Consider the following 11,497-nt stretch of genomic DNA (forward strand, 5'->3'; position numbering starts at 1 on the left):
GCCGAGTTCGTCAGTTCCGCGCGGCGAGCTCGGGTGGCCCCGGGTGCTCGTCGCCGAACATCGAGTCGATGTCCTCGACGCTCTTGCCGGTGGTCTCGATCCGGAACGTCCAGGTGATGACGGCGCCGAGCAGTGAGGTACCCACGAGAATCGCCAGCACCGTGCTGGTGCCCCACGAGACGAGGAGAATCGGGAACAGGAACGAGGTGAGCACCGCGCCGACCTTCGCGAAGGAGGCCGCCATGCCGGCCCCCATGCCGCGGAGAGAGGTGGGGAACACCTCCCCGGCCACGACGTAGGTCATCGAGTTGGGGCCGAGGTTGGTCATGAACTGGAACAGGATGAATCCGCCGAAGATGAGCACGGTCTGCACCGTCCCGGTGGCGTACGTCGACGCCGCCGCGATCGCCAGTCCGACTGCGCACCCGACGAACCCGATGATCTGCAAGCGCATGCGGCCCAGTCGGTTGACGAGCAGGATGGCCACCACGATGCCGACCAGGAGGAAGGTGTCGATGAAGGCGGCCCCCTCGGCGCCGAGCAGGTCGTTGTGGATGATCGCCGACGACGACGAGGCGTTGTGGTCGACATCCCCGAGAGTGGTCGCGATGATCGTCGGCGTGAAGATGCCGATTCCGTAGGTGCCGAGATCCTGCAGGAACCACGGAACGGACGCCAGGATCGTCGATCTGCGCCACGGTCTGCGGAACAGCGATCCAAGCTTCTGCCCCTCGGCCGCTTCCGTGCTGCGTTCCGTTGCCAGCGAGACCACCGAGGGGTACCGGGGGGTGCGGTCGAGCAGCTTCTTGAGTTCGACCTGGGCCTCGTCGACCCGGCCGACGTTCGCGAGCCAGTGCGGGCTCTGCACGATGAACAGTCGGCCGACGGCCACGAGTGCCGCCGGCACCACCACGACGCCGAACATCAGTCGCCAGGAATCGAGCGAGTCGGTGTTGGTGAGGATCGCGACGCCGACAAGCGTGCCCGCCACGGCGCCCACCGCCTGGAACGCGAACGCCGACAGGACCTTTTGCCCCCGGGACGCCGTCGACTGTGTCTCGGAGATCATCGTGTGCGCGGTGGGGTAGTCGCAACCGAGAGCGATGCCCATTCCGAGTAGACAGATCAGGAAGACGACGAATCCCGGCGCCACCGTCGCGCCCAGGACGAACAGGGTGAACAGCACCATCTCGATGAGAAACATCTGCCGTCGACCGAACCGGTCCGACAGCCCGCCGAGCGCGGTCGCGCCGACCATGATGCCCGCGAGGGGTGCCGCGGTGAGGAGGCCGGTCTCGACCGTCGAGAGGGACCAGTAGGCGGTGATGAGCGGCAGGGCGACACCGATGAGGAACACGATCAGGCCCTCGAAGAACTTGCCCGCGGAGGCGAGCCACCAGATCCTGCTCTGCATGCTCGTCATGCCGCCCGCACCCGCCGGGGTGCCGTCGCGCCACTGCGGGGTCTCGTCGATATATCGCTGCACCGTCGACGGGACCTCGGGAACGCCGTCGCCCTCACTCGCGCGTGTCGCCATGGTGCAGAACGGTACTCATGCACGACCCGGGTCACCGCACTGCTGGTGAACCTCGTGTAAATGATCGGGGGCGTCGCCCTCAGGCGCCCGCGCCCAGTTCCACGAGCAGGACCCCGCCGGCGATCAGCACGATCCCGGCCCCCATCAACGGCGTGAGGGGTTCGCGGAAGAGCAGCCTGCTCAGGACCGCGGCCAGGGCCACGCCGGCGGCAGTCCAGATACCGTAGGCGACCCCAAGTGGCATCCCCTCGGCCAGGGCCAGAGAGAGGAAGACGAAGGCCACCAGGTAGCCGGGGACGACGGCGGCGTACCACCGCGCGTTGTCGACGGCCATGCGGAGCGAGAGCGTCGCGGCGAGTTCACAGCAGATCGCGACGGCGAGGTAGGCCCAGGCCATCAGCCGGTCCCCTCAGCGCGTGCCCGGGCGCGCTGGGATCCCAGTTCGACGCACAACACCCCGGCGATGATCACCGCGATGCCGGCGACCATCAGCGGGGTCAGCGGCTCGTGGTAGATCAGGGACGACAGGCCCGCGGTCAGCGCGACGCCGGATGCCCCCCAGATGCCGTACGCCACCCCGAGCGGGACGCCCGCCCGAAGGGTCAGAGCGAGGAAGGCGAACGCGCCCACGTACCCGACGGCCACCATCGCGTACAGCGCGGGCGTCGTGAGCGCTCCCTTCAGCGAGAGCGAGCCCGCCACCTCGAGTGCGATCGCTGCGGCGAGGAACAGCCACTTGCCGCCCACATCGGTCTTCATCTGTCGCGGTTCCTCCAGCAAATGACGGATGTCCCGGGCCATCTGCGGAGATGGTCCGGGACATCACATTGTGGAGCTAAGGGGAATCGAACCCCTGACCTTCTCGATGCGAACGAGACGCGCTACCAACTGCGCTATAGCCCCCCGGCACCCTCGCGGGCGACGGTGCCGCCCTTTCGGGAAGCGGTGCCACCCTCTCGAGCAGCGAGGGATACCTTACCAGCACGTCCGGGCGAGCGACCAAACCGGGAGCTCCGGTGGCCTCACGAGCTCGCCGTGTGCGTGTGCATCCGCACCCCGTCGTCGTTGAAGATGCTGATCACCTGCGCGGGCCGCGCACCGGCTGCAGACAGGCTGTGGGGGACCCTGGTGTCGAACTCGGCCGCCTCGCCGCGGGTCAGGATCAGCTCCTGGTCGCCCAGGACCAGCCGCAGCTTCCCGGAGAGCACGTAGAGCCATTCGTAGCCGTCGTGGACCCGGGGCTCGGGCGCCGTGCTCGCGGGCGGGTAGGTGATCTTGTAGGTCCCGATCGACGACCCCTCGGGAGCCAGCGGCGCGATCACCATGCCGTCCCGGTGGATCACCGGACGCCTCACCCTGGGGTCGACCGTCGCCGGGGCCACCAGGTCGTCGAGGTTGATCCCCAGTTGGCGCGTGAGCGGCAGGAGCAGCTCGAGGCTGGCCTGACGTTTGCCCGACTCGAGCCGGGACAGCGTGCTGGCCGACATCCCCGCCCGCTCTGCCAGCTCGTCCAGCGTCCACCCCTTGCTGTGCCGGTACGCGCGCAACCGCATCCCGACCTGCTTCAGTTCCCCGGACATCGCCCAACCCCTTGCCAATAGTGCAAACCTGCTTGCAGTTTACGCACACGAGGCGTGAACTACTGCCATGAACACGAAACGGGAGTCAGACGAACACTGGGACGCCATCGTGGTCGGCGGAGGGGCCGCCGGCCTGTCGGCGGCGCTGATGCTGGGCCGGGCACGCCGCCGCGTGCTGGTGGTGGACGCGGGCGAGCCGCGCAACCGCTTCGCCGCGCACATGCACGGCGTCCTCGGCCACGAGGGGATGGACCCGCTCGACCTGCTCCGCCGGGGTCGCGAGGAGCTGCGGGAGTACGACGTGACGGTGCGGACGGGGTCCGTGACCGTGGTCCGTGACAGCGGGGTCGACGACACGGGGAACGACGAGGCCGGGGCCGGCCTGACCGTGGAGTTCGCCGATGCGGCGCCCGCGACCGCACGCGCCCTGGTCGTCGCGTCCGGACAGACCGACGAGTTGCCGGACGTCCCCGGCCTGCGGGAGTTCTGGGGCACGAGCGTGCTCCACTGCCCCTACTGCCATGGGTGGGAGGTGCGCGGCCGCAGGATCGCGGTGCTGGGCACCTGCGCGATGTCGGCCCACCAGGCGCAGCTCGTGCGGCAGTGGTCCGATGACCTGGTGTTCTTCACCGCCGGCATGCGCGAAACCGGTACCGAGCTCGACGCCGAGGTCGCCGCCCGCCTCGGCGCCCGCGACGTCACGATCGAGGAGACCCCCGTCGTGCGGGTCCTGTCCGAGCACGGCCGCCTGAGCGGCGTCCGTCTCGAGGACGGCCGGGAGATCGCGCTCGATGCGATCTTCGCCGCCCCCACCGCGCGGCCCCACGATCAGTTCCTCGACGGCCTCCACCTGGAGCGGTCCACCACCCCGATGGGCACGGCTCTGGCAGTGGATCAGTTCGGCGCGACCGGCCACCCCCGCATCTGGGCGGTGGGCAACGTGGCCAACCCGGGCGCGACCGTTCCCCTCTCCATGGCCGCGGGGTCGATGGCCGGGGGGATGGTCAACATGATGCTGGTGAACGAGGACTTCGACCGTGCGGTCGCTGCACCACCCTCGTCCGGCTCATCGGTCTCGAGCGGTGCGCCCGACTCGACCGGCACACCCGCCGAGTACTGGGAGGGGGCCTACTCGGACAACGGGCACCAGTGGTCGGGAGCCGTCAACGCCACCACGGCCTCGGTGGTCGCGAACCTCCCCGTGGGTGCCGCCCTCGACCTGGGTTGTGGTGAGGGTGGGGATGCGCTCTGGTTGGCCGAGCAGGGGTGGGACGTCACCGCGGTGGATCTGTCCCCCACCGCGGTCTCCCGGGGAGCGGAGGCGGCGGCCGCCCGAGGTGTGGCCGACCGAATCGACTGGGTGGCCCACGACCTCACCACGTGGTCCACCGAGCGGCGCTTCGACCTGGTCGCGGCCAGCTTCTTCCACTCCCCCGTCGACCTGCCCCGGACAGAGGTCCTGCGCGGTGCGGCCGAGTGGATCCGGCCGGGCGGCCACCTGTTGCTGGTATCCCACGTGTTCGAGAGCGAGGCGGACGTCCCGCCGTGGGCGCACCGCCCGGACCCCGAGGATCAACAGGTGCACGACGATAATCCAGAGCACGGCGAGCGCCCGGGCCACCTCGACCTGCCGACGCCCACCGAGGAGGCCGCCGAACTCGCCCTGGACCCGTCGGTGTGGGAACTCGTCCTCGCGGAGATCCGCCCACGGGAGGCGGTCGGGCCGGACGGGCGTCAGACGGCCACGCTCAAGGACGGAGTCGTCCTGTACCGGCGACGGTCCTGATCACCGGGTGACGGGTCAGCCGACCGCGCGCCTCAGCGGCTCGCGGTGGGCTGTGCGCCGGCCGGCACCGTGCTGGTGTCGACCGGGGTCGGAGTCCTGCTCGCGGTCGAAGCTGTCCAGCATGTCGAAGGCCGGGTCCTCGTCGTCGACCTCCAGCACCACCGCGCCGGGTCGGCGTAGCCGGGGCGGCACCACGGAAAGCTCGTCGTCCTCGCGAGACTCCACGCCGAGCCGGGCGCGACGCATCCGCTCGACGCGGCGGCGACGCAGGCTCTCCTCGAGTCGCACCTGGCGGCGCAGGTAGGTCAGGTAGGAGGAGAGCAGCAGTACCGCCCCTCCGGCGAACCACCAGACCGCGGGAACGGTCAGCAACGCGGCGACGACCGCCACCACGGCCAGCGCCACCAGGATGAGCGCGGTCCGCTGACGCGCGTGGGCGCGCTGCTCGGCGGCCTGACGGTCGGCCATGGGGTCGTACGCCCCGCGGCCACGCCTGCGCTCGGCGAAGTCCAGGTCCGCATCGGTGAGCTCCACCTCGGGCTCGGCGGGGCGCCGACGGCCGCGGTGGACGAGCACGGCCTCGGCGTCGATCCCCGCCGCGTCCTCGGCGTGGCCGGCTCGAGCGGAGGTCCGGTCCCCCTCGGGGGTCTCGACCAGCTCGCCGTCGACGACGTTCGGCCGTCGGCTCTCCTCCACCGATCCGACGCCCGCGGCGACGGCCGACGAGTCGGTCCCGGTGGCGGCCCCGACCGACGTGGCCGCAACGGCGTCGGCGGCCACGACGACCGCCGGGATCTCGGTGGTGACCTCCTCGGCAGCGGCGTCGTCTCCGGACCCGGCGTGGCCGAACTCCGAGTGCTGACGCTCCTCCATGACCCGGCGCACGGCGTCCCCGCGCCTTCCGGCGGCCTCCCGGCGCAGGGTCTGCTCCAGCAGGTGCTCCCACGTGTCGGTGTCCAACAGTTCGGCGTCGGTGGCTCCCGCGCCGGAGGGCAGCCCGAAGAGCGACTCATCGGACTCGACCCGGACCGGGTCGCCGGACGCGCGCCCTCGACTGGGCACGAGGCGACCGGATCCCCCGGAGTACAGGGTGCGGGTCTGGGCCAGTGCGTCACCGGTCCGGCGGATGGGGTTGCGCGAGCGGATGAGCATCGGCGCGAGGACGAACAGCCAGACCACCACCAGCAGGATGATCAGCAGCGAGCTGGACATCGATCAGGCCTCCTCGAGCGTCTACCCCGACACTCGGCGTCGTGGTGAGGTCCCAACCGTAACGGCGGCCGGGCCCCGCCCCGTGGCGGCGCGCCGCTGGTCACGATGCTCAGGACATCCTCAGACGCGTCGGGCGAAACCCGAGGCCACCAGAGCCGCTGCGGCTCCCCTGCCATGCTCATCACGGGTACGTGCGACCAGCAGGTGATCGCGCCACGCCCCGTCCACGTGGAGGTAGCGCTGCAGCAGCCCCTCCTCGCGGAAACCGCACCGCTCGAGCACCACCCGGCTGGCCGTGTTCTCCGGCCGGACGGTCGCGTCGATCCGGTGCAGGGCCCCCGGCCCCAGGGCATGATCCAGCCCCAGTGCGAGTGCCGCGGTGGCCACCCCGCCCCCACCGAAGGGGCGGCCCACCCAGTAGCCGATCCACCCCGAGTGCAGGGCGCCGCGCACTATCCCACCGACGGTCAGCTGCCCGCAGAACCGGCCGTCCACCTCGATGGCGGCCGGGAGCGACGCCCCGGCGCGGGCGTAGCGCCTGAGCTGGGAGTGGATCGGAGGCCAGGCGCGTGCGGTGTTGTTGTCCCGCCACTGCCCGTCGACGGTCGGCTCCCACGGTTCGAGGTGGTCGCGCTCGCCGAGTCTCAGTGCGGACCAGTCACGGCCGTCGCGCCGCTGCACCGGTCGGAGGGTCACCACGCCGGCGCGCACGCGGAGCGGGCCCGCCTCGATCGGCCACCCCGGGTTGGCCACGGCATCGGTCCCGAGGACGTTCCACATCGGCTCAGCCGCGCTGGGCTAGGAACATCACGTCGACCTCGTCGCCCGCCCGGACGGCGGAGACGTCGGGGTCGATCACCACGAGGCAGTTCGCCTCCGCGAGCGAGGCGAGCAGATGCGTGGAGGAGCCCTGCGCGCCGCCGAGGGCCCGCACCAGGTATTCACCGGTGTCGGTGTCCCGCATGAGCTGCCCGCGCAGGTAGCCGCGCCTGCCCTCCACGGAGGAGATGGGGGCCACGGTGCGGGCGCGGACCGTCCGGCGCATGGGCTGGCGTTTGCCCAGCGCGATGCGGATCAGTGGCCGGACCATGATCTCGAAGACCACGAGCGCGCTCACCGGATTGGACGGAAGCAGAAAGGTGGGGACCTCGTCGCGACCCAGCCGCCCGAAACCCTGCACCGATCCGGGGTGCATGGCCACGCGGTTGACCTCGATCTGTCCGAGCTCCTCCATGACCTGGCGGATCCGCGTGGTGGCCTCACCGCCGGCGGCGCCGGAGACCACCACGAGTTCGCTCCGGACCAGCTGCCCCTCGAGTACCTCGCGGAGCCTCGACGGCTCGGTGCTGGCGATGCCCACCCGGTGCACGTCCGCGCCGGCGTCGCGGCCGGCCGCCGTGAGCGCGTAGGAGTTGACGTCGTAGACCTGGCCGGTACCGGGATTGCCGTCGACGTCGAGGAGTTCGTCGCCCACCGAGATCACGGACATCCGCGGCTTGGGGTGCACCAGGACCTTGGCTCGCCCCACCGAGGCGAGTAGACCCACCTGGGCCGGGCCGATGATGCTCCCGGCGCGCACCGCGACGTCGCCCGGTTGTACGTCGTCGCCCACGCGGCGGACGTAGTCGCCGCTGCTCACGGTGCGGGTCGGGGTGATGCGCTGGCCCTCGGCGACGGCCCAGCCGACCGGGAGGACCGCGTCGGCCAGGGTCGGCAGGGGTGCTCCCGTGTCCACGCGGACGACCTGGCCTGGTTGGAGTCGGGTCGGCTGACGGGATCCCGCGGTGATCCGCCCCACGACGGGCAGTCCGGCAGGCCCTCCGGGCGCGTCCGCGGAGTCATCTGCCGGGCCACCGACCCGGATGTCGACGCTGCGTACCGCGTAACCGTCGATGGCGGACTGGTCGAACGAGGGCAGCGGGCGCTCGGCCACCACCTCCTCGGCGCACAACAGGCCCTGCGCCTCGGAGATCGACACGCGTACCGGTCGCGGGGCGACCGCGGCCGCCGTCACCAGTGCGAGCTGTTCCTCGACGGAGCGCACCAGGTGTCCCCTTCCCGTACGAATGTCGCTGACCGTGCGGCGGTCCCCCGCCACAGCGGGCGGGCCGACCACCGGGTCCCTGTGGGAGAGGGTAGCGGCCGGGAGGTGTCATTCCGCGGCGGCGCCGCCGTCAGGAGCCGAGCCGGCCTTCCAGCCACTCCCGGAGCTCGTCGGCGTACGCCGGGTTGTCCAGGGCGAAGTCCACGCAGGCCTTGATGTACCCGCCGGGATTGCCCAGATCGTGCCGGGTGCCGTCGTGCACCACCACGTGCACCGGGTGTCCCTCGCGGATCAGCAGGTCGATCGCGTCGGTGAGCTGCAGTTCTCCGCCGGCGCCCGGCTCGATGCGCCGGAGGGCGTCGAAGACGGCGCGGTCGAGCACGTAGCGTCCGGCCGCCGCGAGGTTCGACGGCGCGTCCTCGGCGGCGGGCTTCTCGACCATGCCGAGCACCTTCTTCACGGCCGGGTCGTCGGTGTCGGAGACCTCGAACACCCCGTAGGAGGAGACCTCCTCCGGGCTCACCTCGAACGCGCACAGGACACTTCCGCCCCGCGCAGCGCGGACCGCTGACATCCGACCCAGGATCCCGAACGGCAGCACCAGATCGTCCGGCAGGAGGACGGCCACGGCCTGCTCGTCCGCTCCCAGTACCGACTCGACCTGCGCCACGGCGTGCCCCAGACCCAGCGGCTCCTCCTGGCGCACGTTGACCACCTCGATGAGGCCGGGGGCGCGCCTGACCTTGTGCAACAGGACATCCTTGCCGCGATCCTCCAGCGTGTCCTCGAGAACCTGGTCGTCGGAGAAGTGCGCCATCACGCCGACCTTGCGCTCGGACGTCACGATCGCCAACCGACCCGCACCCGCCTCGGTCGCCTCCTCCGCGATGAGCTCGATCCCCGGGGTGTCCACCACGGGGAGCAGCTCCTTGGGGACGGTCTTGGTGGCGGGCAGGAACCGGGTCCCGAGGCCGGCGGCCGGGACGACCGCGGTCCGGAACTGCGGATCGGGCGAGGCGTGGGACGTCATGCCGTACACCATAGACGGCGGACCGGGCCGCGACCTCCGCACCACTGACGGCACACTGGGGTGATGGATCAGGACAAGTCCGCGGTACGCCGCGCGGTGCGGCTGCGTCGCGCCGCGGTCCCCGCGACGGTGCGCGCCGGGCGGGATCAGGCGATACGCGAGCGCCTCGCCGCCCTGGTGACGGAGGGGATGGTGGTCTGCGCGTTCGTTCCCGACGACGACGAGGCCGGCGGACCGGAACTGCCCGAGGCGCTCACCCTGGCGGGGGCCCGGGTGCTCCTGCCGGTCTCCCCCGCCGTCGGCCCGCTCGGCTGGGCGGAGTACGCCGGGCCGGCGGACCTGCGGCCGGGCCGGTTCGGCATCCCCGTACCGTCTGCGCCCCCGGCGGGACCGGACCGGATCTCCGACGCCGATCTCGTGCTGGTGCCCTCGGTGGCCGTCGACCGCTCCGGCACCAGGCTCGGCCGCGGGGGCGGGTACTACGACAGGTCGCTCGCTCTGGCCCGGCCGCACACCCGGTTGCTGGCGGTCCTGGACCCGGAGGACGTGTTCGACCACCTTCCCGCCGAGCCGCACGACCGGCCCGTGAACGGGGTCGTCACCCCTCATGGAGTGCTCGACTTTTAATACCTGGCACTCGGGAAGGTAGAGTGCCAGTCGATATCCGACTCTGCCCCGGAGGCCAGATGCCCACCTATTCGTACCGGTGCCGCGACTGCGACGTCGCCTTCGACATCCAGCAGTCCTTCACCGAGGACTCGCTCACGGTCTGCCCGCAGTGCGACGGTGGTCTGCGCAAGCTGTTCAACACGGTCGGTGTGGTCTTCAAGGGCTCCGGCTTCTACCGCACCGACAGCCGCGCCGCCGGCTCGGGTTCGACCACCGGGGGCGGCGGCGGTAAGTCGGGTTCCGGCACGTCCGACTCCGGCTCCTCCAGCTCCAGCTCCAGCTCCTCCAGCTCGGGATCCTCCGGCTCGGGTTCAGGTTCAGGTTCGTCGGGTTCAGGTTCAAGCTCGTCGGGTTCGGGCTCGGGCTCGGGCTCGGGCTCGTCGAAGAGTTCATCCGGCTCGGGCTCGTAGACGGGTTCATAGTCCAGCTCGTCGTTGTACCGGTTCTCCGGCCCCTTCCCCTTCCACAGGGTTCCGCGCCTCCACAGGCGCCCTCCCCGCCCCCCTCGCGCGGCGCGGCCCACGCCCGGCGCGCCGATACGGTCTCACCGACACCACGCTCACCGGCAGCGTGCCGACCGACGGGGGACCCCTATGCGCCGACTCCTCACGTCTCCGACGGCCCCGCGACGATGGCGACGCCGACGCACCGCACGGATCGCCGTAGCCGCCGCGTTGGTATTGGCAGCGCCTATCGTCGGCCGCCCGGACCACGATGAGATGCCAGTGCCACCGCCCGCCGACGCGCGTCACTTACCCGACCTCAGGCCCGACCACGGGAACGTGCGGGTCGTCCCGGTCCCGCTGGCGGACCCGGCCGTCGCCGATCTCCTGAAACCCGGCGATCTCGTGGATCTGGTCGGCACGGCGGAACCGGATTCGCCCGCCGGGCCCGCGGTGGTGGCCCGCGCGGCGCGCGTCAGGGACACCCCGACCGGACGGTCCGGGAGTCGGTCGATCCTCGTGGAGGTCCCCGAATCGGACGCCGCCCGGTTGGCCTCGACCGCGGCCGGGACACCGCTGGCGGTGCTGGTGCACGGGTGATGGGGGTTGAGAGGCAGAGCGGCGGGTCGAATCGTGCTGGTAACGTCCCTGCTGTTCAGTCCGGAACGTACGGACACGCACGTGGTGGACCACGCCGCGTCTCCAGGGAGGGGTGCAGGATGCTCAAGGGCTTCAAGGACTTCATCATGCAGGGCAACGTGATCGATCTCGCGGTCGCCGTGGTGATCGGCACGGCGTTCGCGTCGATCGTCGACGCCTTCACCAGCGCGATCATCAACCCCCTCATCGCCCTGCTCGGCGGGAACAGCGAAATCGGGTTCGCCGTCCAACTCCTGGACAACAACCCCGAGACCAGGATGGACTTCGGGCTCCTGATCACCGCGATCATCAACTTCCTGCTGATCGCCGCGGTCATCTACTTCATCCTGGTGGGGCCGATGAACAAGATGAAGGAGGCCGCCGCCAAGCGCAAGGGCATCGACGCACCCGCCTCGGACAACGACCTCCTGGTGGAGATCCGCGATCTTCTCGCGGGACGTCCGCTCACCCATCCGTCGGACCCGCAGAGCCCGTCCGGCGAGTCCTGACTCACCGCGCCGACGCACCCGGCGCTCCGGAGTCCCGAGACCCCGCAT

At 71.1% G+C, this 11,497-nt stretch carries 13 protein-coding genes and 1 tRNA gene; 5 read left to right on the forward strand and 9 right to left on the reverse strand.

Translation table 11 applies throughout. From position 1 onward, the window contains the following. Window positions 1–10 precede the first annotated feature (10 nt). The 5 genes from A6048_RS11905 to A6048_RS11925 all read right to left on the reverse strand — a co-directional run bounded on the left by A6048_RS11905 (window position 11) and on the right by A6048_RS11925 (window position 3,117). A complete protein-coding gene (locus A6048_RS11905) occupies window positions 11–1,537 on the reverse strand; it encodes an MFS transporter (protein WP_107746484.1) in 1,527 nt (508 codons plus the stop codon). 79 nt (window positions 1,538–1,616) lie between these two features. Beyond that, window positions 1,617–1,934, reverse strand: coding sequence for a DMT family transporter (locus A6048_RS11910; protein ID WP_107746483.1), 318 nt, complete (start codon window positions 1,932–1,934; stop codon window positions 1,617–1,619). Beyond that, entirely contained in the window at window positions 1,934–2,296 is a 363-nt protein-coding gene (locus A6048_RS11915) for a DMT family transporter (protein ID WP_107746669.1), read from the reverse strand. The genes A6048_RS11910 and A6048_RS11915 overlap by 1 nt, the downstream gene beginning before the upstream one ends. Window positions 2,297–2,367: 71 nt before the next feature. Further along, window positions 2,368–2,440: transfer RNA gene (locus tag A6048_RS11920), tRNA-Ala, on the reverse strand. Window positions 2,441–2,559: 119 nt separating this feature from the next. Beyond that, entirely contained in the window at window positions 2,560–3,117 is a 558-nt protein-coding gene (locus A6048_RS11925; protein WP_107746482.1) for a helix-turn-helix domain-containing protein, read from the reverse strand. A gap of 67 nt (window positions 3,118–3,184) precedes the next feature. Here A6048_RS11925 and A6048_RS11930 point away from each other — a divergent pair, with 67 nt between their 5' ends. After that, the gene (locus A6048_RS11930; RefSeq protein ID WP_107746481.1) at window positions 3,185–4,903 is read left to right on the forward strand and encodes an FAD-dependent oxidoreductase; all 1,719 of its coding nucleotides are present in this window, start codon (window positions 3,185–3,187) and stop codon (window positions 4,901–4,903) included. 15 nt (window positions 4,904–4,918) lie between these two features. On the opposite strand, the gene sepX is transcribed toward A6048_RS11930, so the two are convergent. The 4 genes from sepX to A6048_RS11950 form a co-directional block, all read right to left on the reverse strand. Continuing rightward, window positions 4,919–6,115, reverse strand: a complete 1,197-nt coding sequence (gene sepX / locus A6048_RS11935) for a divisome protein SepX/GlpR (RefSeq protein WP_107746480.1) — start codon at window positions 6,113–6,115, stop codon at window positions 4,919–4,921. A 120-nt stretch (window positions 6,116–6,235) separates the two neighbouring features. Next, window positions 6,236–6,895, reverse strand: a complete 660-nt coding sequence (locus A6048_RS11940) for a GNAT family N-acetyltransferase (protein WP_107746479.1) — start codon at window positions 6,893–6,895, stop codon at window positions 6,236–6,238. Window positions 6,896–6,899: 4 nt separating this feature from the next. Next, a complete protein-coding gene (glp, locus tag A6048_RS11945) occupies window positions 6,900–8,159 on the reverse strand; it encodes a molybdotransferase-like divisome protein Glp (protein ID WP_107746478.1) in 1,260 nt (419 codons plus the stop codon). A 130-nt stretch (window positions 8,160–8,289) separates the two neighbouring features. Beyond that, complete coding sequence (locus tag A6048_RS11950; RefSeq protein WP_107746668.1) at window positions 8,290–9,189, reverse strand: UTP--glucose-1-phosphate uridylyltransferase; 900 nt, start codon at window positions 9,187–9,189, stop codon at window positions 8,290–8,292. Between the two features lie 63 nt (window positions 9,190–9,252). On the opposite strand from A6048_RS11950, the gene A6048_RS11955 reads away from it, so the two are divergent. The 4 genes from A6048_RS11955 to mscL all read left to right on the forward strand — a co-directional run bounded on the left by A6048_RS11955 (window position 9,253) and on the right by mscL (window position 11,449). Beyond that, window positions 9,253–9,816 carry a 5-formyltetrahydrofolate cyclo-ligase gene (locus tag A6048_RS11955; RefSeq protein WP_107746477.1) on the forward strand — a complete coding sequence of 188 codons (564 nt, stop codon included), beginning with the start codon at window positions 9,253–9,255 and terminating at the stop codon, window positions 9,814–9,816. A 59-nt stretch (window positions 9,817–9,875) separates the two neighbouring features. Then, window positions 9,876–10,268 (forward strand): FmdB family zinc ribbon protein, encoded by a 393-nt coding sequence (locus A6048_RS11960; RefSeq protein WP_107746475.1) that lies wholly within the window; start codon window positions 9,876–9,878, stop codon window positions 10,266–10,268. A 315-nt stretch (window positions 10,269–10,583) separates the two neighbouring features. Further along, window positions 10,584–10,901, forward strand: coding sequence for a hypothetical protein (locus A6048_RS11965; RefSeq protein ID WP_235027461.1), 318 nt, complete (start codon window positions 10,584–10,586; stop codon window positions 10,899–10,901). 119 nt (window positions 10,902–11,020) lie between these two features. Beyond that, the gene (gene mscL, locus A6048_RS11970) at window positions 11,021–11,449 is read left to right on the forward strand and encodes a large conductance mechanosensitive channel protein MscL (protein WP_107746471.1); all 429 of its coding nucleotides are present in this window, start codon (window positions 11,021–11,023) and stop codon (window positions 11,447–11,449) included. The last annotated feature ends 48 nt before the right edge of the window (window positions 11,450–11,497 follow it).

The sequence above is a fragment of the Dietzia psychralcaliphila genome, from assembly GCF_003096095.1.
Lineage (GTDB): Bacteria > Actinomycetota > Actinomycetes > Mycobacteriales > Mycobacteriaceae > Dietzia > Dietzia psychralcaliphila.